Raw genomic sequence first — 21,264 nt, 5'->3', positions numbered from 1 at the left:
CGGGATAGAAGTCAGTTGAAAACAAATTTATTACAAATGAATGGACGTGGCATGGGTGGAAATAGTTAGTCAATGTGTGTTTTGCTATACAGAATTAGATCCAAGACAGAAAATCGTTTTAAGCAATGATCATTGCTACTTTCTACAACTAGACTACTTTCGGCAACATGGAGTTACACTTGAAGGGGCAGGTGTGGTTGTTCCTAAGAATCATCGGGAAACTGTTTTTGATTTAACAGAAGAGGAATGGCAATCGACTTTTGAATTATTACAGGAAGTCAAACAATATTTGGATGACAACTATCTGCCTGACGGATACAATATCGGTTGGAACTGCGGTGAAGTTGGCGGACAGTCGATCTTCCATGCACATTTACATGTATTACCCCGCTACAAAAATGAGGCACTGGCTGGAAAGGGCATTAGATATCTTCTAAAAGCAGCAGAAAATAAGCGTAAGTGATGGAATACGTATTTATAGTTAACTAAACCTAAAGGTATTAATTGAAAATTTCTTTTATAAATTAACGTCTTAATAGATAGGTATATTTGAGGGATATTTATATGACCTTAGTCGGTTTTTGGATAAACTGTAAAAACATAGACTTATAGAAAAACTTTCAAGTAGAATAAGGTCAAATAATCGGTGGTTCTTATGGGGGTGGTTCAGTAAGGTTCTTATGTTTATTCATGATAACCGTGGTTTTAATGGGCTGTCAGGAGCAGGTAGATGTTTCAGAAGAGCCAATAGAACCAAATCACACTGAACCTGAAATAGACTATGAATCTGAAAAGCCAAGGCAAGTGAGCGAAGAGAAAGTAATCGGTGAAATAGAAAAATCACCAAGTGACCCTGCTGTAAGCCCTGTGATTGGCCTTAGCGAAGCCAAAACGATTGTTAACAACAACTTAGTAAATATGATGAAAACGATGCAAGAACTACAGATGAATCACTCAGAATGGTTCGGAGTTAAGCCAAAAACAGATGCTTATACAGAGGGGGTATCAACAACCAAGGATGCTTTAAAGCCATATATTGCAAAATCATTTCTTGACAAGTGGGCTGTCACTTATTTCGAAGAGTTCTTTTTGAATAACCATATGTATGAAGCGCTTCATCCCAGTGGAATGAACACTCGTTTTTATTTAAAAGAATTTACTGAAGATCAGTTTACGTTAAGTTATATTCAATTAGGGGATGAAGGTTATTTAGAGACCATGAGGTTTGATGTTTCTTATGTTAATGAAGATGATGCCTGGAAGTTTGCTGGATACAATTCAGAAACGGTAACAGAGACATTAGACTTAACAGCAGACGACTTAAAACACGCTTTTGTACATTTTGAAACGTTTAAGCGGCTGGAAGGTGAACTGGTTAAAACGCAGATATTTGAAGGGGAAGAATATCTAATCCTCGACTATGGCGATTTTAAATGTGCCATTAATTCACGTACTGGTGAAGAGAATTCAATAGTACTAGAACAATCAGAATTTTAAACGTCACAATAGAGGACGTTTTTTATGAGGTGATTTTCTTGAACATCAAAGGTCTAAACCATTTATTATTTTCCGTATCAAATTTAGAAAAATCAATTACATTTTACGAAAACGTATTTGGGGCTAAGTTGTTAGTTAAGGGGAGAACAACGGCTTATTTTGATTTAAATGGCATGTGGATCGCTCTCAATGAAGAAAAAGATATTCCGCGAAAAGAGATTGATCATTCGTATACGCATATAGCTTTTTCTATAGAAGACGAAGGTTTTGAAGAGGCAATAAAAGATTAGAAGATCTAGGTGTCAATATACTGATGGGTCGTGCTCGAGATCCAAAAGATAAAAAGTCTATATATTTTACTGATCTCGATGGTCATAAGTTTGAGTTCCACACAGGGGATTTAAATGATCGATTAGAGTATTACAGGAATGAAAAACAGCATATGGAATTTTTTGATGATTCGGAGTGATATTTTGAATGCAAAGACAGTTGAATGGAAACCGAAATTAAAAACAGTTATATCTTTTTTTCTAATTACAATTGGCCTTTTGGGCTTATGTTATGTACTAGTTTACAATTATTCATTTATGCCAAATGGCTATGATGTAATATCTAAGGAGCATTATGAATTGACAGTTATTAAGTATAATTGGCTAGGACAAACAGATGAAATAATTACTAAAGACTTTAAAGATGAACCTAATCCTAGAGTTGCGAATTATGTGGCAAAAACGATAAATGGTTTGAAGCTAAAATATTTTCTAGCATTCTTTGTCATTACAATGTCTGCGATTCTAATGTTCTATGAAGTAAAGGTGAAGGAGAAAAAATGGTGGAAATCAATATTTTATTCGGGATTTGTTGTTAATCTATTGCAAATCATTATTATCGCTCAAGAACTTGATCGAATTCAACAGACGTTGTCTTAAAGTAAAATCGTCACACACCTAACTAATTTGGCATGAAATAGTATGAAAGAACTTTTATAAAGTTAGGTGGTCCATTATTATGGTAGAACAGGAAAGACATGACGAACGTATACTAGCTGTAATGGGAGAAGGGGTTGTTACAACAGAGCCGAACGTTGCACAAGTGGTTCTTGGAGTTGTGACTGAGGATGAGAATTTGTCAGTCGCTCAGCGCCAAAATGCTGATTTTATCAATCAGGTTATTCAAGCTCTGATGAATGAAGGAATTCCAAGAGAAGAAATTCAAACAGTCGACTATTCCATTCAGCCACTATATGACTATGTTGAAGGTGTGCAGCAATTCAGAGGTTACCAAGTTTCACATATGCTAAGTGTAACGATTGATGAAATAGGCAGTGTTGGCCAAGTAATTGATTCAGCAGTGGAGGCTGGGGCAAATCGAGTAATAGATATTCAGTTCTCTGTTAGTCACCCAGAAGTCTTTTATCAATTAGCATTAACACGTGCATTAGAGGATGCAGTGGGGAAAGCGGAAACGTTGGCAGAAGCTATGAATACAGATCTTGATTTAGTTCCTGTTAAAGTTGTGGAGTTATCAAGTGATTCACCGATTACTTATCAAACGTTTGCATTAGCTGAATCTGGTGGAGGAACGCCGATTGAGCCTGGTCAAATGGATATAAAAGCTAGAATTGAAGCTAAATTTCACTATATGTAATTTGACTCACCATACTTATGGTGAGTTTTTAATTAAGCTAATTCTCCATCTGTTTCGTAAACATGTGAATCCATCGTATCAAGCCAGTAGTTAACTAAGGTCGTTCCATCAATAAGCTCAATATCTAATTCACTTGCGTATTCTCGAGCGGAATCCGTAAATCCACTGGTTGTAATCACATAGCCTCCTTTTGCGCCGCTTTTAATCATGTTTGAGTGAAGCACGGCAATAGGGCCTGCTCCTATATTATCTTTAAAAACATTAACTTGCCCCAAATATAACTCACCTTCTAAATAATGTTCAAAATCAATGCCATGATCATCACTTTCGGGAGTCGTGTAAATGTTACCGCCAAGGTGTTTTTTCAAAATCCGCGCGACAAAGTCTTCAAATTCTAAAGGGGTTTGTTTTAAAAATAAATCCGTGCCGCCTTCAAATACAATTTCGTCATCTTCATTTCGCGACCTGGGATAATTAAATCGATAAGCTAAGCCCATCGCTATGGTTTTCTTTATTTCTTCACTTTGTTCAATTTTTCGTGCCGCATTAGCATCCTTATCTTTTTGTTCTTTTCTTAAAAACCACATTAAAACACCGATGAGTACTAATTGTAAGACAACTAACATTAACATTTGATCACCTCAATAACAATGTGGTCAGAAAAAATGGGAATATACTTTTAAAAAATTGTTAATTGTAATAAAATGAGGGTATTTGATTTCTGTTAAGAATATTTTGTAATTATGGTAAAATAGTACTATAAACAGACAGTTAAAGGGTGTGCTTAAATGAAGCAGGCTAAGTGGCTTGTTATACCAGCAATTTTAGTTTATTTGGTTGGTTTTGGTCTGTCATGAGTGAAGATGATGAGGTGCGAGGCTTTGGTGGTCAGTTTAATTTAACCAGTGCTCTCTCAACAGAAGATATGGTTCCACTAAATGGCCAATGGATGTATTACCCTAACCAACTAGTAGGTCCCCAAGCATCGGTTTTTGGCGGATTTGATGTTCGATTAATAGATGTCCCTCATTCTACAAAAGAATATGATTTTGGCACGTATCAAACTGATTTTAATCTCCCTCCAGATCTTGTCGGAGAGTTATTGTCACTATACATACCGAATTTAGGCCACGCTTATAAAGTTTGGATTAATGATGAATTGATGGTGGAAGAAGGTAAGGTTGACTTAGACCGTGCATCAACCATTCCAGCTAAACGCGCTCATATGCTGGATTTCACATCAAATGAACGAATGGTTACCTTGACCATTCAAGTATCCAACCATTATTTACGTACGGGTGGTTTATCACAAGAAATATTATAGGGAAGCATGATGAAATTTCAAGGTCCTTCATGCTTGACCGAAGTTTAGCCTTAATTGTTTGTGGTAGTTTAATAATTTTATTTTGTATTATATCTTCTCATATTTAATTCAGCGGAAAGAACGATATCATCTATTTTTCTCACTGCTTGTGCTCATTGTAATTGTTCGGTTGCTTTTGGAAGGTGACAAATTAATCTTTTATTTCTTTCCCAATTTTTCTTGGGAATGGTCTATGAAATTAGAGTATTTATCCTTCATATGGTTGTTACCATTGTTTTCGTATGTAATTTCATTCATGTATCCAAAGCAAGCGAATACGACGTTTACTCGTATATATTTTATAGGTGTGTTGGCAGTTTCTTTTGTTATATTGCTGACGCCAAGCTACGTATACACTCATTATTTATTGCTTTTCCAATTAACGTTAGTGGTTGGATTTGTTTATATTTTTAAAGTGGTTTGGCAGGCTTATCGAGCTAATGAAGCATACTCATTTATTAATATTATCGGTTTGTTCGTTTTACTAATGACAGCTGCCAACGATGTCTTTTATTACAATGAATGGATTGCAACTGAACCAATCTTATCAATCGGGTTTTATTCTACTTGTTCATTCAGACCGTCATATTAGCCATTCAGCATGGAAGAACTGTTGAGCAATACAAACAGTCTTCAAATGAGCTAAAAGCTTTAAATACTCAGTTAGAGGAGAAGGTTCATGCAAGAACGGCTGAGCTTAAACAATCCCAAAAAGAATTGGTTGAGAAGAATCGTTTCTTAAAGAAGATTTCCTACCTTGATGAACTCACACATATTCCAAACAGGCGCTCTTTTGCGAATGTGTTAGAAAAAGATTTGGCTGAAGCAAAACAAAATAACGAATCGATATCGCTCATGTTAATTGATCTAGACTTATTCAAAAAAATTAATGATCAGTACGGACATCAAATGGGTGATGCTTGTCTAAAAATATTCGCCGAATTACTGAACCAGCATTTCTCTGAACACAGCCACTTTGTTGCTCGTTATGGCGGTGAGGAGTTTGTTGCTATTTGCCGAGGTGAAACGTTACAGGCAATTGAACAATCCGCCAATAATTTAAGAGAAAGGGTGTTGAAGCTAAAAGTGCCAGGAGTATCACAAGGGGAGTTAACAATCAGTGTAGGGATTAGTTATTCAGAAAATGCGAATATAACCGATAATGAGTTGTTTGAACAAGCGGATGCAGCTTTATATAAGGCGAAGGATCAAGGAAGAAATCAGGTGGTCGTTTACTAGACTTAATTAAGATCGGTATTAAATGCCGAGCTTTTGAACTGCCATAAAAAAGACCCCGTTTATTAAATAAACGAGGACATTTAGGTTACTTTGTGGCACTTTTTAAGTTTCTAAATGCATTCCAGACTAAGATCGCACCAAACACCACTGAGCCAACTAGTCCTACAACGTAAAGCAAAGTGTCTAGGAAATTAGCTAACCCTTCTAATAAATCAGTACGCACGGGTATGAACATAAATCCAAATGCAGCCAGAAAACCGTAAAATAGTCGCTGATCCATAAGCTGTCTCCCTTCTGAAGTTGTCCTCCATACACATTATTCAGTAATGAATGGAAGTATGACAGGACTATAGTAGGGGTCTACTTATTCTGTTTTAGATCGTTTTTGATTTTTAGTAACCGTTCAAATTCTTCTTCAAGTTCTTCTTTGGGAGATATACTTAATTGACTTAAAACTTCGCTAATTCGAGTTTCAATCAATAATAGCTGTTCATCGGTATTTGATTGGTCTTGGGATGCCCAAAAGTCCTTTTCTGTTCCAGCTTGAATATAAACTTTCTGATTATGAAAGATGACGCTCTTTTCAGCAACATTTTCAACTAGTCTCCGGTCGTGTGAGACGAATAGAATTGTTCCGGGATATTCTTTAAGTAAATTCTCTAATGCTATTAAGGCCTCAATATCTAGAAATTGGTAGGTTCATCTAGAATAAGAGTATTAACATCACTGACGAAAATTTTGGCTAAAGCTACTTTAACACGCTCTCCGCCACTTAGTATGTTAATTTTCTTATGAACTGAATCACGTCTGAATCCTAAAACGTGCAAGAACTGTACGTATTAAAGTTTCACTTTGTGAAGAACTTTCTTTACAACTATCTAATATCGATTGGTTTACATTTAAATGCTCTAGTTGTTGGGCAAAATAACCTACTTTTAATTGAGGTGACCTTTGAACATGTTCGTCATTCAAGAGTTTATGAATTAATGTTGTTTTACCAGTCCCATTTGGACCAATTAAGGCAATTTTTTTCTCCATTATGAACGTTAAAAGTTACTGGAGAGTCCCATAGTGTTTTATCTCCAATTGAACCATCTAATTGTTGGCAACTTATTAGAGTTTTATTTGTTGCAGGAATGGCAGCAGCTAATTCCATCTGAATTGGAGGTAATTCTTTTATTTTTCTACCTTGTCAAGTTGATCGATTCTAGATTGCATTGCTTTCGCACCTTGATTAAGCTTTTTTGTTTCTTCGCAAAATAAGGTTTTGCCCCGGTTATTTTAGCTTCTGATTTAGAAACTTTCTTTGGTTTATTAGTTGCTCGTTTTGCCTTTTGTTTCTTGGCTTTTAAAGCATTTTCAAGCTGTTTTTTCTTATTTATATACTTTTCATATTCTTTTTCATAATGTTGAAGGTGTTTTTGCTTTTGTTCTTCATAATCGGAATAGTTTCCCCTGTATTCTTTGATTTTCCCTTCTTCAATCTCCCATATCTTGGTGCATAACTGATCTAGAAACTCTCTGTCATGGGAAACTATGACAAAAGAGTAACGAGAGTCTTTCAGTTTAGCTTCTAGTTCCTGAATATTTTGTTGATCTAAGTGAGTCGTGGGCTCATCAAGTAATAGTAAATCTTTATTTAAAGAGAAAATAAGTTTAATCCACTCTTGAGTAATTTCGCCGCCGCTTTTAGTTTCTTGTTTAGGCTTTAGTTGGGGAAGGTATGCTATGGAACCGTAACGAGTAATCGAGCCGTCAGTAGGCTTCAATTCTCCTTTTAAGATTTTTAATAAAGTTGTTTTACCAGAACCGTTGTGTCCAATAAGGCCAATTCGATCATTTTTTGAATAGATAACTCATCTATTTGAAATAATGTTCGGTCCATAAGTTCGTAATTCAAATCTTTTAAATGAAATAACATATAAACACTCCTATCTTGGTTAGATAGGATAGGCATAAAAAAGCCTACCCCTAGAATTAAAGGATAGGAGAGCATAAAAAGACCCCTATCCTACACAAAGATAAAAGCATGACGAACTTACCCTTAACAAATAATTGCTGAGGGTCAAGCATACATACTTTTACCAATTGAGTAAGATAGAGATTAATCCATTGGCCTACAGTTCACGTCTTTCTAATTAATTTATATGTATTATAAATAATAAAAATTAATTTCGCAACTAAATTCTAAAAATTCCTACTTTAGATTGAAGGGAATAATTGTAATGAACAGAATTAATATGGTAGGAGGGTCGCTGATGAAAATAACTGATTTCTCAAAGGTGGCTAAACAATACGATCAGAATCCATTTAGACTGGATGAGTTAGATGTAGACCAAGATTTAATGAATCTAATTAGTACAAATGCTGAACTGAATGTTTTGGACTTGTCCTGTGGAACAGGTTTGTACTTAGAAAAGCAAATGAGTTTACTTCAGACTGAATCGATTCATTGGCATGGTTTAGACAAATCAATAGATATGTTAAATCAAGCTCAAAATAGAGTAAGTGGAGTAGATCTTCGTTTAGGTTCTGCTGAAGAGCTGCCTTATAATCATGAATCCTTTGATTATATTGTGAATAACTACGCGTTTCATCATTATTGCGACAAAGACAAAGCTTTAGATGAAATTGAGCGTGTATTAAAACGGTTTGGGATTTTTAAGATGCATAATATCTCTATTCATGACATGAAAGAATGGTGGGTTTATCACTATTTTCCTGAAGCATTTAATGAAGATTTAAAGAGGTTTTGGACTCAAAATCATCTCTTTAATATGTTGGAGGATAAAGGGTTCAAAGTAGAAATTAATACACATTATCAAATGCTTAAGATAAAGGTTAAGGATTACCTGTTTTATGCGGAGAATAGAGATATATCAGTACTTACTTTAATTCATGATGAACATTACAAAAAGGTTTAGACAGGATGAGAGCTGACGTTATCAATAATCCAGAATATGAGATTGTAGTCAACTTTGCCGTAATGGATTGTAAGGCTAGAAAAAATGAGGGCGTAATGGGTGATGGTTATGGTGGATCCCACTAAATGGGAAATTAGTACAAAACGCTTAATCATAAGACCTTATTGTAAGGCAGATTATGAACAATGGTGGCAAGGGTTTAATGGGCGGAAGCCTTCACAATATAAGTTTGATGAAGGAAGACCAAGAGATATGTCGAGGTTTACACGAAAGTGGTTTTCTAAGTGGATTTCAGGCTTTGAAGAAAAAGCTAAAAATGATGAGATGTATATCTTAGGAGTATTTCGCAAGTTGGATGGGGCAGCAATCGGAAAGGTCGAATTAGTAACGATTCTAAGGCACGATTATCAATGGGGAATGATTGGTTACTCTATTAACAATCAATATTGGAGTCGTGGGTACGGGACAGAATGCGTCAAAGCGTTTACAGAAGCAGTTCTAAATGATCTTGAGTTTCATAGAATTGAATTACATATAAATCCTGAAAATACCCCATCGGTTAGGCTTGCTCACAGGGTAGGCTATCAGTTGGAGTGTAAACGGAAAGAGTTTACAAAGGAAAACGGAGCATGGCAAGATATGTTAGTTTTCTATCAAAATAGTCATTAGATCTGTCTGAAAATCCTATTGAAGCTATGTCTAGTTAATGCTTACATTTTCTAGAAGGTTACTAGACATTGTCGTTTGTTTTAGAGTACAATTATGGTATGATAAATTTTCCAAACAAAATACATTAAGGGGGTAATGTTTGTGAAAAAGTTTAGTTTAATTCTAGTAATCTTTTTATCGCTAGGCATGCTTCTTGCTGCTTGTGGTGGCGGTAGTGAAGGTGGTAGCGAAGGAGAAAGTGGCGGAGAATCTGGTGGAAGTGACTGGGTTGAAAAACGTTACGTTTCTAACTGGTGGTGAAGCAGGTACATACTTCCCGCTAGGTACAGCAATGGCTGATGTGGTTACAAATAATGTTGATGGTGTAACAGTTAACGCGCTTGTAAGTGGAGCTTCTGTTGTCAACATTAATGATATCTCTGCTGGTGAAGCGGATTTAGCTTTAGTCCAGAATGATACCGCTTTCTATGCACAAGAAGGATCTAAAATGTTTGAAGAAGTAAAGGATGGTTATAGTGGTGTATTCACCATCTATCCTGAAACCATTCAAATTGTAACAACTGCTGATAGTGGTATTGAAACAGTAGAAGATTTAGTTGGTAAGCGTGTAGCAGTAGGGGACGTTGGTTCTGGTACTGAGGCTAATGCTGAGCAAATTCTAGGTGCTCACGACATTACATTCGATGATATCAGTGCAGAACATATGGGATTCGGTGATGCATCAACTAACTTACAAGATGGTAACATTGATGCTGCCTTTGTAACATCAGGTACACCGACTGCAAGCATTCAAGAGTTAAGTGCTACAACTGATATTCGTCTAGTAAGCATTAATGAAGATAAAATCAAACAGTTAATGGATGAATATCCTTACTATGCTAAGCAAGAAATTAGTGCTGACAGTTATGAAAACTTTGACAGCACAGCTACTACTGTAGCCGTTCAAGCGATGTTAATCGCAAGCAACGATCTTCCTGAAGATCAAGTTTATGAAATGGTTAAAGCTATTTTCGAAAACAAAGGTGATATCGAGGAAGCACACGAACGTGGAAAAGAATTAACAGTTGAAACGGCTCAAGACGGTATGTCAATTGACTTACACCCAGGAGCAGAGAAATACCTAAATGAGCAAGAGTAATCGTTCAACTGAACACGACAACCAAAAGGCATTGCGTCTAAGCAATGCCTTTTTTAAGAAAAAAATATTGGTTAATAACGATTATTGCCGTAACAACTGTTGTGTTATTACTTACCATTCAATCGGGCAAAAAGTTAGTTATTGAAGACCTTCAAACAGGTCATATTTTGTGGCAAGAACAAGTTGATCGTGGTGATTGGTTTTCGCATCGCTATATTCATTCAGTTGAAAAATCTCCAGTTATAGAAAAATTTAAAATTAGTGGTGATTGGAGAATTTTAACGATGGAAAGTTGGACGAAGTCATTTGGCGCTGGGTTGCCATATGAAGATAAAGGCGATGTTGAAATGAAGGATGGCTTTTTTGTCATTAAAAATTTAAACAGACCTGTATTTGGCGGGGAACTTAAATTTCAGCCATCTCATCTTTATCCTCATACTTTTAAATTTAAAGATCAAACAATAACATTTTTCAGAACCTCCTTATTCTGAGACACAAATATTAGTAGAAATACAAAATGCCACCTTGTGGGATCAGCTGAAGATGCTATTCTAATTTGATGGCATAAATAATTTTTTATGGACGAGAGGGGTTTGACATGGATGACAAACAACAACAGCAAATGATTAGCGAGTTAGAAGGAAGTGACCGTGTACTAAGCGGTTTTTGGGCTTTATCCTTATTAGTAGTCGCTGTATTTATGTCAGCTTTTCACTTGTATGTCGCTGGCTTTGGTTTACCTGGGATCGGTTCTAAAACCTTCTTAATTTTTCATTTAACTTTAGCATTAGTGTTAATTTTCATGGCTTTTCCTATTAAAAGAAAGTTAGGGCAAAAGAAGATACCAATCTATGACATTGCTTTATCAGCATTTTCACTATATGTTGGTCTCTTTATAATTCAGCGTCAAGATGCATCTTCAATAATGTCAGGTGACCCAACCGGTTATGAGGTTTTCATAGGATTAACTCTAATTCTATTAGTCCTTGAAGCAACGCGCCGAGTTGTTGGATATCCACTTGTGATTATTGCTTTAATATTTGTTGCGTATTTCTTCTTAGGCGAATATATGCCAGGTCAATTCTATCATTCACGAGGAGATTTTGAACGTTTTATTTACGAGATTACATACCGTAATAACGGAATTTTTGGAACACCTATTTATGCATCTGCACAGTTTGTGTTTATCTTTATTTATTCGGTGCCTTATTAGAATCAACAGGCGCTGGTAAAATGTTTATTGATTTAGCATTACGCGCATTTGGACGTTTCAAAGGTGGACCCGCTAAAGCGAGTGTTATGGCTAGTGGTATGATGGGAAGTATTTCAGGTAGTTCCACTGCAAATGCAGTTACAACCGGTACTTTTACCATTCCGCTAATGAAGAAGTAGGGTTCAAACCGCATGTTGCAGGTGGGGTTGAAGTCGCAGCTTCATCTAGTGGACAGTTTTTACCACCAATTATGGGTGCAGCGGCATTTATTATGGTGGAGCTAACAAGCATCCCTTATTATGAGATTATTCAAAGTGCGCTCATTCCAGCTATTTTATGTTATATTGGGATTTTATTTATGGTACACTTTGAAGCATCGAAAATGGGATCAAAGGAATGGACCGAAGTGAATTAGCTAAAGGTCGCCGCTTGCTTATGCAGCAAGGCTACTTATTAATTCCGATTTTTGTATTGTTATATTTCCTAGTGATCGAGCGCGTATCAGTTAACAACTCAGCTTTCTATTCTATTACGATTTTACTTGTCATAGCATTATTTGCGCATCGTTTTAAAGAAAGCATGGGCCGTTCATTAGTATTTGCAGCAATTTTGCTTGGAATAGCATATACATTCCACTACGTTGTAAAGCTGTTAAATTTAGGTCTATATAATTTAAATGATCTATTCGGTACTAGTTTCTTTAGTTCTGAAACGATTCGCTGGAAAGACCAAATAGCGCCAATGGTGTTGATTGGTATATTGGTCGCACTATTTTGCGCTTGGTCAGAAAAAATTCAAGGTTGAATCAGCACCTGTCAGATATGGCATACGCCAAATTTTATCAGGATTTGAACTGGCTGCACGTAACTCGTTATCTATTGTTGTTGCCTGTGCGACTGCAGGGATTCTCATTGGTGTCATTACAACGTCTGGATTATCGACCAAATTCACGCGAATCGTTGTCGGTTTTTCATCTGACTTAGCCGCAATGGTACCAGCATTTATGCAAACGGCAAACACAGAATTGTATTTTGCTTTAATTTTGACAGTGTTTGCATGTTTATTACTAGGCTTAGGTTTACCGACGACGGCTACTTATGTTGTATTAGCTGCAGTGGTTGCGCCAGTGTTAATTGACATGGATGTACCAGTAATTGTTGCACACTTATTCGTGCTTTATTATGGTGTGTTAGCAGATGATACACCTCCGATTAACTTGCCAGCTTATGCGACGGCAGGAATTGCGAAGGCTGGTCCAGTACGAACGGGGGTTCAAGGCTTTAAATACGACTCAGCAGCCTTATTATTACCATTTGTATTTACGATGAATCCAACCATTCTATTAATTACAGATGCTGGCTGGCTAGAAGTTATATGGGCCATTGCCACAGCGATGATTGGTATGGTCGCATTCGCTTCATTTATTCAGAATTGGTTTATTACTAATTATCACTGGATTGAGCGAATCGTGGCAGTTGCGATCGCGGTGATGTTTATCCAAAATAACGTTGCGACTGATGTTGTGGCATTAGTATTATTCGCTGGCTTAATTGGGTTTCAATTATTTAAATCAAAAAGACAGACACACACATCGACAGCTAAAGCTAGCTAAAATATGAAATCCTCGAGTAGTGACTCGAGGATTTTTTGTGTTGAACGTCTCATATTTTGGCCTGAATGTCCCATAAACGGAATTTAATGTCCCAAATATTTATGAATCTACTAAGGCCGAGGCGCTGAACTAAAATGAATGACTATGGTAGCCAGATTTTTCTCATATAGCTACCACTCATCACATGTTAAAATAGATATTAGATTAATAGAAAGGGATGAGGATCGTGAAACTATTCCACACTGCTGATTGGCACTTAGGAAAACTCGTTCAAGGAGTTTATATGACTGAGGATCAAAAGTATGTGTTATCGCAGTTTGTTGAAGCTGTGCGTGAGGAACAACCGGATGTGGTCATTATTGCTGGAGACCTTTATGATCGTGCCGTACCACCAACGGATGCGGTCAATTTGTTAGATGATATCTTAAAGGAAATCGTCATTGACATAGGCATTCCAGTCTTAGCTATCGCTGGTAACCATGATAGCCCAGGGCGGTTGGATTTTGGATCTAAAATCATGAGAGATAACGGTCTACATATCATTGGTCAACTTACGCCGAAACTCGAACCAGTCATTAAATCGGATGAACATGGTGAGGTGTATTTCCATCTTATTCCTTACGTCGATCCAAGTGTGGTTAGGCATCTCTTCGAAGATGATGATGTTCGAAGTCACGATGAAGCGACGAAGCGTATTGTCACAGAAATTAAAGCCAATATGGACGAAGATGCGAGGCATGTCTTCATCGGCCACCAATTCGTTACGCCTTTTGGGAAACCAGAAGATAATACGAGTGATTCTGAACGGCCGCTTTCCATTGGTGGTGCCGAACATGTTAATGCTAAGCATTTTGAAAAATTTCATTACACAGCATTGGGTCATTTACACCAAGCCCACCATGTTGGAAATGAAACAATACGTTATTCAGGCTCTCCTTTAAAATACTCGGTCTCAGAAGAAAACCACCGAAAAGGCTTTTTAATCGTTGACCTTGAAGCTGATGGCTCAACGACTGTTGAAAAGCGTGAGCTTAAACCGCGACGTGATATGCGTACTATTGAAGGAACGATGGACGAGCTCTTGACTCACGAAGTAAGTGAAGACTATGTATTTGTGCGGCTTTTAGATGAAACGCCTGTATTGTATCCAATGGAAAAAATTCGCTCAGTTTATCCAAATGCGATGCATGTTGAGCGCAAACTTTTATTAAGTCCTAATAATCCGGGATCAACAGAGAAAAAAGCTGAACGTCATAAGAAGAGTGACCTTGAGCTGTTTAAAGCGTTTTATGAAGAAGTAAAGGGAGAAGAGCCGAGTGAGGAAACAGAAGAGGTTTTCAAAGAAGTACTAGATGATGTACTTAAAAAAGAACGAGAGGCACTCACGAAGTAAGGGAGGACTGTTAATGAAGCCGGTAAAATTAACGATGACTGCTTTTGGACCATACAAAGATCGTGAAGTTGTCGATTTTACAAACTTAGAAGAAAATCGTTTATTCGTTATTTCTGGAAAAACTGGAGCAGGGAAAACAACGATTTTTGACGGGATTTGTTTTGCCTTGTACGGTTCAGCAAGTGGTGAAGACCGCCAAGATTTTAAAATGTTAAGAAGTGACTTTGCGGATGACGATCTACACACAAGTGTAGAGCTTGTTTTTGAACTAAACGGTAAACAGTACCGCGTGTTACGTCAGCTTGGCCATGTAAAAAAGGTAATAAAACGGCCACAGGGGAAAAGTATGAATTCTATCAAATAGATGACAGTGGTGAAACACCTTGTGTTGACCGCCAGATGAAATCTGAAATTGATCAAAAAGTAGAAGAGATTGTTGGTTTAACGAAAGATCAGTTCTCCCAGATCGTGATGCTTCCGCAAGGTGAATTTAGAAAACTACTGACGTCCAAAACTGAAAATAAAGAAGAGATTTTAAGACGTATTTTTCAAACGTATCCTTATCAAGAAATCACCGAACGTCTTAACAATAAACGAAAAGAAGCAGAAGAAGAGTTTTCGCGTATTGAGCAAATGAGAGATCATTACGTAGCTGAGATCCGTTCGAAATTACCAGAGCGTGAAGATTCTAAGCTTGTGAATGTGCTGTCTCAAGAGCATTTTAATATAAATCAACTAGTTGAAGCATTAGGGGAAGAAGCTGAGTATTATAGTCATCAGGTCGATAAGACATTAAAGAAAAAAGGTCAGGCGCAAAAACATGCTCAAGATGTTCAGGATCAGTATCAAGCAGCAAAAGCGTTAAATGAAAAGTTTGAAGAACTTGCCCATTTTGAGCAAAAACAGACTGAACTTGAAGCTCAAAAATCTGAGATCGATCACGTTCAAGTTTATTAGAAAAAAGCGAGCGCGCTAGTCAGATTGAGGTAAAAGAATCTTATGTAAAAGAGCTCAGACAAGATGCAGAACAGAAAAAACGAACGAAGGCAGATGCAGAGCAAGCATTAAAAACAGCAAACGAGGCACTTACACGAGCCGAATCTCAATATAAACTAGAAGAAAGCAAACAAACTGAACGCGAACAAGTCAGCCAGTTAGTTGATCGATTAACAGAAATAAAGCCTAAAGTAGAAGATCTTAAGGCGAAGAAGAAAACAGTTGATGAGGCTGAGCGGCAAGTTAAGGAACTTCAAGCTCGCTTTCAAACGATTGAAAAACAACTTACCAACAAGCAAGAAGATCATAATAAACTAGAAACTTACATTCGTGAATCAACAGAAGCGGTTGACCATTTATCAACCAAACAAGAGAGTCTGCAGCTACTGCGTGATCAATGTAAAGAGGCTAAATCCTATATGCAAGTTAAGAAAGAGCTTGAACAAATTAAGAGCAACTTACAATCAGAGGAAAAAGTCTATAAACAAACAAAACAGGCTTTTGAGCAAAAAGAACAAGCGTGGGTTAATGGTCAAGCTGGTTTACTTGCAGAACATCTTCACGAAGGAGAACCTTGCCCTGTCTGCGGAAGTACTGAACATCCACATAAAGCCGAAATAGCGATTCATACACCAACAAAGAAGAATTAGATCAAGCAAAATTACAGTACGATCAAGCTTATCAGTCTTATACAGAAATCGTAGCCAAATTAAAAGCCAAAGAGAGTCAAGTGAACGAAAGAGCTGAGGCACTAAAACATATGATATAAAACCTGAAGAGGCAGAAACGGTTTATCATCAATTAGTTGAACGTGGCAAGAAGTTAAGAGAAGAAGTAGATCGATTAAGTGAACGATCTAAAGAGCTCAAAACAAAAAGAGAACAATTGAATGAATTGTCTTATGAATTGAAACAGGTAGAAGCTGATCGAGAGAATATTCGTCAGCAGCAGGACACCAAGAAGTTAGAGCTTGAACGCATTAACGACCTATGAACATTTACTAGAGTCTGTTCCCAAAGAAGTTCGGGAACCAGGTGAGTTAGTTCGTCAATTAAAAGAAGCTGAGGCGACTAAAGAGAAGCTACATCAAGCATGGGATGAAGCTCAAAAGAATCTAAATCAAGCTCGTGAAACCATTGCAAAAGCTAGTACACATGAGCAGAATGCAACGTATTATTTAGAAGAGTCACAAACTAAATTAAAGAATGCAGAACAGACCTTTAACCAGGCTTTAGAGCAAAGTGGTTTTACAAATGAAACTGACTATCGCAATGCCAAAAGGACTGAAGAAGAACGCAAGGCCATGAAGGACCGTATTGAATCATTTAAACAGCAACAAGCTACGGTTCAATCGAGAATTAGCGAGTTACGTGACTGGCTGTCTGAAAAAGAACGCGTTGATATAGAGGGCTTTGAAAACAAAGTAAATGAAGCACAAAAGGTTATGAATTAGCCTTGCAGCAATATAACGCTACTGTTCAGTATCAACAAGATGTTGTTAGTTTAAAAGAACGTGTTATTGAAGCAGGAAAACAGGTTGATGAACAGGAAAAAGCGCTTAATAGAATTCAAGATTTATACGATGTCGTTAGAGGCCAAAATAATAGCAAAATCTCATTTGAACGTTATTTACAAATTGAGTACCTAGAACAAATTGTAGATGCGGCCAACGAACGGTTAAAAAGGCTTTCAAACGGACAGTTTTATCTTAAAAGAAGTGATCGTCAAGAAGCGAGAGGTCGTCAAAGTGGCTTAGGGCTTGATGTTTATGATGTCTATACTGGACAGGACCGAGACGTCAAAAACGTTATCGGGTGGAGAGAAGTTTAACGCATCATTATGTCTTGCCTTAGGGATGTCTGACGTCATTCAGAGCTTCCAAGGTGGCGTGTCTATTGAAACGATGTTTATTGATGAAGGATTTGGCTCGCTTGATGATGAGTCATTAAACAAAGCAATTGACACGCTAATTGATTTGCAACGGTCAGGCCGAACCATCGGTGTTATATCACATGTGCAAGAACTGAAAACAGCCATTCCAGCAGTTTTAGAAGTTAACAAATCACGCGATGGGTATAGTGAAACTCAATTTGTATTGAAATAGCGAAAGCGTCTCAACATTTTGTTGGGGCGTTTTTATTTTTAGGTTCAAAATTATGGTAAAATACAATTAATAAATAATGAAAGGTTAGATTATTAGTGAGTTCGAAACTTGTTTGGGGGAGTTAGATGAATGAAATTAGATATAAATTTTGGACGGTTGTCATGATTCAAAAAGGTGAATATGTTTTGTTATTAGACCGTAAGCATGATGATTTTAAAGGGTTTATTCCACAAGGTGGCCTTGTTGAGTTCCCTGAAAGTTTCGTAGATGGAGCAATTAGAGAAGTGAAAGAAGAGACAGGTCTTAGTGTACATAATCTAACGTTTAAAGGGATATCAGAGTTTGTAAACCCCAAAGGTCAAGCGCGCTATATCATGTTTAATTATTGGACAGATCACTTTGAAGGTGAACTTATAGAAAATCCACCAGAAGGCGAACTCAATTGGGTGAAAATTAACGATGCTAAACACCTACCTATGCAAGATGATATAAGAAGACGTTTGATTTATTTTTTGAACCTGGAACATTTGAAATTCAAACTCATTGGGATGAAGGACCTAAAGAGGTAATAATGAAAAAACATAAGGGTGGGTGAGACCGTGAGTGTAAATTATATTCAGCAATTGCTAGAGTCCTATAATCAGAAAGCAAGTGAACGAGACTCGAATCAAATACAAGAGTGGAAGGTTAGAGAACGAGAAAATTTTATGAAATATTTAAGTGATGAAAAGGTTACTAATTTACTAGAAATTGGTGCAGGGCCAGGTAAAGATAGTCAGTTCTTTAATCAGCAAGGGTTGGCTACTTTTAGTACAGACTTGTCACCAGAGATGGTTAAAATCTGCCGAAACAAAGGTTTGGAAGCAGAAGTGATGAACTTCTCCAACCTACAATTTGCCAATGAACAATTCGATGCTGTATGGGCATTAAACTGTTTATTACATGTTCCAAAACAGGAATTAAGAGACGTCTTATTAGAAATTAAACGTGTGATGAACCCCGGGGCTCTTTTTTATATGGGAGTGTACGGTGGCTATAATCATGAAGGGATATGGGAAGAGGATTTTTATAGACCAAAACGATTCTTTTCTTTCTTCGAGGCAAACGAGCTTAGGGAAATTCTATCAACAATATTTGAGATTGAGTATTTCAATATAATCTCGAAAGAAGTGATTGGAAGAGATCTAGAGTTTCAATCAGTTATTCTGCGAAAAGTGAACTAATTTTAGGTCATAAAAAGGGCATTGAGTCGTAACTCAATGCCCTTTATTTCTAAACTGAAACTTTCGGTTCATGTTTAAATGTGCTAATTAAATAGCCTATTATTCCACCAACGATGGCCGGGACAATCCAGCCTAATCCCACCGTGTACCAAGGTAGTATTGCTGAGAACCATTCATGAATGCCATTAACAGGTGCACCTAATAAATTTAGTTGTTCAACTAAGCTAACGATAAACGTAAATAAAATACTAAACTGATAAACCGCTGTACGCCCTTTAAAAAGTGGGTGTAAGAATGTTAGAACCATTAAACAAATAGCTAATGGATATAAGAATGATAGTACAGGTACTGAGAATTCTATAATATTATTTAGACCAAAGTTAGCTAATACAGTGCTGACAACTGTAAATACAATCGCCCACTGCTTATAAGAAAACGTTGGCATGATTTGATTAAAGTATGACGCACATGCCGTAATCAATCCGATACTTGTTGTTAAACAGGCAGCTGTTACGATAAAGGCAAGTAATACCGAGCCAAATGTTCCAAAGTAATAGTCAAAAGAACTAGCTAGGATCGCTCCACCATTATCTAAATATCCAATGCCTTCAACACTCGTTGCGCCCAGGTATGCTAATGATGAATAAATAATCCCAAGTAATACGGCTGCAATAAGAGCTACTTTTAAACCATTAGACATAATACTTCGTTTACTAGTTGAGCCACTTTCCTTAAGGAGGTTAATGACTATAATCCCGAATACAAATCCAGCTAAGACATCCATGGTCAGATAACCTTCTTGGAAACCTTTAAAGAAGCTGTTTTGAGTAAAACTTTCAACTGGTGGTTGTATCATACCAATTGGGTTAACAATCGCTGTAATGACTAAAATAGATATTAAGACTAATAAAAATGGTGATAAAAGCTTACCTATGATATCAACTAGCTTCTGAGATTGAAGTGAGAAATATAGGGTGACAGCAAAAAATACGATCGAAAAAACCATTAAAGGAATCGTTTCAGCTTGTCCGTCCATAAAAGGATTTATTCCAATCTCGTATGCCACAGTACTCGTTCTCGGAATGGCAAATAAGGGCCCAATCGTTAAATAAAGTAAGCTAGCAAACGTAATCCCGTAAATTGGGTGAACTCGGCTAGCAAGAGATTGCAAGTTGTCTTTACCTGAGAAGGCTAGTGCTAAAATAGCTAATACAGGAAGGCCGACCCCAGTAATGACAAAACCTATATTAGCTGGAAGTAAGTTCTGTCCAGCCATTTGACCTAGCATAGGTGGAAAAATTAAGTTCCCTGCTCCAAAAAATAATGCGAATAACATAAATCCAATTGCAATGATGGATGAAGTTCGTGCTGCCATAAAGAAACCTCCAAAGTTAGAAATATCTGAAATTTTTTAATAATATTTTAGATAATTAACGTCCTAAAAGAATTTAACACAGGTTATTCAAAATTGCAAAAACATTTTAATACTTAAAAAAACAAATTTGTGAACGGTTACATGACTTAGGTTTAAAAAGAAAATTATGCATAAAGCCTCCATATAGAAGGCGGTGAATTGTGTATATTTATTGTAATATTAAGAAAATTTATATTAAACGAAAGGGAAGGTGTATCCTTCCATCTTTCGTGGGTTTCAAATAATTAATTGCATTGTATGAAAAGTTACTTATTTTTGTTTCTTGTTGTATTTTTGTTCACGGATGTATTGATCACGTAAGTCTTTAATACGTGTTGTAGTTGAGTTAATATCAAACATTAAAATCCCTCCTATGGCTAATATTTCCTTAAAGCCAACAGTCATTATATTACTCGATAAATGCTAAGGCAACTAATTAGTCTCAGCCTTAAGTCTGATTTTATAAATGTAACCGCTTTTGTTCACAATTTGTTCAGAAAGAGTATCGGGGGAGGCCAATACTCTTTCGTTTATGCTAATTTTCTTAGGCGTTTTTTGAACCAATTGCTGCGGGTATTTTGTTGCCTTTGTTTTTTAATAGGTCTATAATGCTTCTGCTGTTCAATACATTCATCTCTTATTTCTATAACTCTATATTTATAAGCATTGTAAAGATCGTTCATATCGTTTTCCTCCAGTACTTAATTCTTAATATTAGTGTACGGTGTATTCGAATTTTTCTTAACAGTATCAAGATTGAAATTAGCTCCTGCTGGAGGCTGATTTTGAACTCAGACTAATGTTTAGTAAGTTATTTTGACATAAAAAGACA

The 21,264-nt window shown here is 36.7% G+C and carries 25 protein-coding genes and 5 pseudogenes; 25 read left to right on the top strand and 5 right to left on the bottom strand.

What is annotated here, in order from left to right; genetic code table 11:
• Positions 1-40 precede the first annotated feature (40 nt).
• From JCM13188_RS03620 to JCM13188_RS03600, 5 genes and pseudogenes are all read left to right on the top strand, one after another.
• On the top strand, positions 41-463 hold the full coding sequence (locus JCM13188_RS03620) for an HIT family protein (RefSeq protein ID WP_054752193.1): 423 nt from the start codon (positions 41-43) through the stop codon (positions 461-463).
• Positions 464-690: 227 nt separating this feature from the next.
• Positions 691-1,497 carry a hypothetical protein gene (locus JCM13188_RS03615; protein ID WP_054752191.1) on the top strand — a complete coding sequence of 269 codons (807 nt, stop codon included), beginning with the start codon at positions 691-693 and terminating at the stop codon, positions 1,495-1,497.
• A gap of 38 nt (positions 1,498-1,535) precedes the next feature.
• Positions 1,536-1,966: pseudogene (gene fosB / locus JCM13188_RS03610) on the top strand (metallothiol transferase FosB).
• 4 nt (positions 1,967-1,970) lie between these two features.
• Positions 1,971-2,426, top strand: a complete 456-nt coding sequence (locus JCM13188_RS03605; RefSeq protein WP_054752189.1) for a hypothetical protein — start codon at positions 1,971-1,973, stop codon at positions 2,424-2,426.
• Between the two features lie 79 nt (positions 2,427-2,505).
• Entirely contained in the window at positions 2,506-3,144 is a 639-nt protein-coding gene (locus JCM13188_RS03600) for an SIMPL domain-containing protein (protein WP_054752187.1), read from the top strand.
• Between the two features lie 32 nt (positions 3,145-3,176).
• On the opposite strand, the gene JCM13188_RS03595 is transcribed toward JCM13188_RS03600, so the two are convergent.
• Positions 3,177-3,776 carry a restriction endonuclease gene (locus tag JCM13188_RS03595; protein ID WP_279401329.1) on the bottom strand — a complete coding sequence of 200 codons (600 nt, stop codon included), beginning with the start codon at positions 3,774-3,776 and terminating at the stop codon, positions 3,177-3,179.
• 170 nt (positions 3,777-3,946) lie between these two features.
• Here JCM13188_RS03595 and JCM13188_RS03590 point away from each other — a divergent pair, with 170 nt between their 5' ends.
• From JCM13188_RS03590 to JCM13188_RS03580, 3 genes are all read left to right on the top strand, one after another.
• Positions 3,947-4,468: a hypothetical protein gene (locus JCM13188_RS03590; RefSeq protein ID WP_054752183.1), complete on the top strand. Its 522-nt coding sequence runs from the start codon at positions 3,947-3,949 to the stop codon at positions 4,466-4,468.
• 82 nt (positions 4,469-4,550) lie between these two features.
• Complete coding sequence (locus JCM13188_RS03585) at positions 4,551-5,099, top strand: 7TM diverse intracellular signaling domain-containing protein (protein ID WP_279401328.1); 549 nt, start codon at positions 4,551-4,553, stop codon at positions 5,097-5,099.
• A complete protein-coding gene (locus JCM13188_RS03580; protein WP_054752180.1) occupies positions 5,075-5,746 on the top strand; it encodes a GGDEF domain-containing protein in 672 nt (223 codons plus the stop codon). Before JCM13188_RS03585 ends, JCM13188_RS03580 begins: the two co-directional genes overlap by 25 nt.
• Positions 5,747-5,831: 85 nt before the next feature.
• On the opposite strand, the gene JCM13188_RS03575 is transcribed toward JCM13188_RS03580, so the two are convergent.
• Entirely contained in the window at positions 5,832-6,026 is a 195-nt protein-coding gene (locus tag JCM13188_RS03575) for a hypothetical protein (RefSeq protein WP_054752178.1), read from the bottom strand.
• 80 nt (positions 6,027-6,106) lie between these two features.
• Positions 6,107-7,667 (bottom strand): annotated as a pseudogene (gene abc-f / locus JCM13188_RS03570) (ribosomal protection-like ABC-F family protein).
• Positions 7,668-8,004: 337 nt separating this feature from the next.
• Here abc-f and JCM13188_RS03565 point away from each other — a divergent pair.
• The 17 genes and pseudogenes from JCM13188_RS03565 to JCM13188_RS03500 all read left to right on the top strand — a co-directional run bounded on the left by JCM13188_RS03565 (position 8,005) and on the right by JCM13188_RS03500 (position 19,018).
• A complete protein-coding gene (locus tag JCM13188_RS03565) occupies positions 8,005-8,670 on the top strand; it encodes a class I SAM-dependent methyltransferase (protein WP_279401327.1) in 666 nt (221 codons plus the stop codon).
• Positions 8,671-8,778: 108 nt separating this feature from the next.
• A complete protein-coding gene (locus tag JCM13188_RS03560) occupies positions 8,779-9,339 on the top strand; it encodes a GNAT family N-acetyltransferase (RefSeq protein ID WP_054752271.1) in 561 nt (186 codons plus the stop codon).
• A gap of 141 nt (positions 9,340-9,480) precedes the next feature.
• Complete coding sequence (locus JCM13188_RS17800) at positions 9,481-9,639, top strand: hypothetical protein (RefSeq protein ID WP_279401326.1); 159 nt, start codon at positions 9,481-9,483, stop codon at positions 9,637-9,639.
• Positions 9,578-10,477 carry a TAXI family TRAP transporter solute-binding subunit gene (locus JCM13188_RS03555; RefSeq protein ID WP_369404798.1) on the top strand — a complete coding sequence of 300 codons (900 nt, stop codon included), beginning with the start codon at positions 9,578-9,580 and terminating at the stop codon, positions 10,475-10,477. The genes JCM13188_RS17800 and JCM13188_RS03555 overlap by 62 nt, the downstream gene beginning before the upstream one ends.
• A 44-nt stretch (positions 10,478-10,521) precedes the next feature.
• Positions 10,522-10,968: a DUF1850 domain-containing protein gene (locus JCM13188_RS03550; RefSeq protein WP_054752176.1), complete on the top strand. Its 447-nt coding sequence runs from the start codon at positions 10,522-10,524 to the stop codon at positions 10,966-10,968.
• Positions 10,969-11,075: 107 nt separating this feature from the next.
• Positions 11,076-11,690 carry a hypothetical protein gene (locus JCM13188_RS17795; RefSeq protein ID WP_279401325.1) on the top strand — a complete coding sequence of 205 codons (615 nt, stop codon included), beginning with the start codon at positions 11,076-11,078 and terminating at the stop codon, positions 11,688-11,690.
• Positions 11,691-11,710: 20 nt separating this feature from the next.
• Positions 11,711-12,105, top strand: a pseudogene (locus JCM13188_RS20320) (TRAP transporter large permease subunit).
• Positions 12,087-12,494: a hypothetical protein gene (locus JCM13188_RS17780; protein ID WP_279401323.1), complete on the top strand. Its 408-nt coding sequence runs from the start codon at positions 12,087-12,089 to the stop codon at positions 12,492-12,494. The pseudogene JCM13188_RS20320 and the gene JCM13188_RS17780 overlap by 19 nt, the downstream one beginning before the upstream one ends.
• The gene (locus tag JCM13188_RS17775; protein WP_279401322.1) at positions 12,442-13,302 is read left to right on the top strand and encodes a TRAP transporter large permease subunit; all 861 of its coding nucleotides are present in this window, start codon (positions 12,442-12,444) and stop codon (positions 13,300-13,302) included. The genes JCM13188_RS17780 and JCM13188_RS17775 overlap by 53 nt, the downstream gene beginning before the upstream one ends.
• A gap of 226 nt (positions 13,303-13,528) precedes the next feature.
• Complete coding sequence (locus JCM13188_RS03540) at positions 13,529-14,695, top strand: exonuclease SbcCD subunit D (protein ID WP_054752174.1); 1,167 nt, start codon at positions 13,529-13,531, stop codon at positions 14,693-14,695.
• 13 nt (positions 14,696-14,708) lie between these two features.
• On the top strand, positions 14,709-15,059 hold the full coding sequence (locus JCM13188_RS03535; protein ID WP_054752172.1) for an AAA family ATPase: 351 nt from the start codon (positions 14,709-14,711) through the stop codon (positions 15,057-15,059).
• A gap of 35 nt (positions 15,060-15,094) precedes the next feature.
• On the top strand, positions 15,095-15,652 hold the full coding sequence (locus JCM13188_RS03530) for a hypothetical protein (protein ID WP_054752170.1): 558 nt from the start codon (positions 15,095-15,097) through the stop codon (positions 15,650-15,652).
• A 458-nt stretch (positions 15,653-16,110) separates the two neighbouring features.
• The gene (locus tag JCM13188_RS03525) at positions 16,111-16,341 is read left to right on the top strand and encodes a hypothetical protein (protein ID WP_054752168.1); all 231 of its coding nucleotides are present in this window, start codon (positions 16,111-16,113) and stop codon (positions 16,339-16,341) included.
• A gap of 320 nt (positions 16,342-16,661) precedes the next feature.
• Positions 16,662-17,144, top strand: a complete 483-nt coding sequence (locus tag JCM13188_RS03520) for a hypothetical protein (RefSeq protein WP_054752166.1) — start codon at positions 16,662-16,664, stop codon at positions 17,142-17,144.
• Between the two features lie 86 nt (positions 17,145-17,230).
• A pseudogene (locus JCM13188_RS21670) lies at positions 17,231-17,795 on the top strand (SbcC/MukB-like Walker B domain-containing protein); the annotation flags it as partial.
• Positions 17,796-17,920: 125 nt separating this feature from the next.
• Positions 17,921-18,390: pseudogene (locus tag JCM13188_RS03505) on the top strand (8-oxo-dGTP diphosphatase).
• 4 nt (positions 18,391-18,394) lie between these two features.
• Complete coding sequence (locus JCM13188_RS03500) at positions 18,395-19,018, top strand: class I SAM-dependent methyltransferase (RefSeq protein WP_054752270.1); 624 nt, start codon at positions 18,395-18,397, stop codon at positions 19,016-19,018.
• 49 nt (positions 19,019-19,067) lie between these two features.
• Here JCM13188_RS03500 and brnQ read toward each other — a convergent pair whose 3' ends face one another.
• Both brnQ and JCM13188_RS17770 read right to left on the bottom strand, forming a co-directional pair.
• Complete coding sequence (gene brnQ, locus JCM13188_RS03495) at positions 19,068-20,393, bottom strand: branched-chain amino acid transport system II carrier protein (RefSeq protein WP_054752160.1); 1,326 nt, start codon at positions 20,391-20,393, stop codon at positions 19,068-19,070.
• Positions 20,394-20,962: 569 nt separating this feature from the next.
• Positions 20,963-21,115, bottom strand: a complete 153-nt coding sequence (locus JCM13188_RS17770; RefSeq protein ID WP_279401321.1) for a hypothetical protein — start codon at positions 21,113-21,115, stop codon at positions 20,963-20,965.
• Positions 21,116-21,264 lie beyond the last annotated feature (149 nt).

It is taken from the genome of Piscibacillus salipiscarius JCM 13188 (genome assembly GCF_001311865.1).
GTDB classification, from domain to species: Bacteria; Bacillota; Bacilli; order Bacillales; family Alkalibacillaceae; genus Piscibacillus; species Piscibacillus salipiscarius.
This window is presented reverse-complemented; position numbering and strand designations above follow the sequence as displayed.